This is a genomic window from Staphylococcus pasteuri, from assembly GCF_030547725.1.
Taxonomy (GTDB): Bacteria; Bacillota; Bacilli; order Staphylococcales; family Staphylococcaceae; genus Staphylococcus; species Staphylococcus pasteuri.
Genome location: NZ_JAUOQO010000777.1, coordinates 1 through 244 on the forward strand (window position 1 = coordinate 1; position 244 = coordinate 244).

1 protein-coding gene is annotated in these 244 nt (G+C 68.4%); it reads left to right on the forward strand.

Annotated elements, in window-relative coordinates; all coding sequences use genetic code 11:
* Window positions 1-244 (forward strand): hypothetical protein (locus tag Q4528_RS15475; RefSeq protein ID WP_303522601.1); only part of this gene is annotated, 244 nt, incomplete at both ends.

The following is a 244-nucleotide window of genomic DNA, read 5'->3' on the forward strand; positions in this document are numbered from 1 at the left end:
GCTCGGACGTGCCGGAGGATCGGTCGTCGACCGAGATCGCCTCGGGGATCATCGTGGAAGCCCTGGACGCGGCCCTGCTCGCGGATCGCCCGCTCCTGCGCGCGTCGCTGGAGCACAAGTTCATGGATCATTACGTCCTCCGGGCCCTGGAACGGATCGGGCCCCCGGCGGTTGATTTCGCCCCGACTCTGCTGGCGCAGCTGAAAAGCCCGAGGGATCGCGTCCTGACCCCCGAGATTCGGGC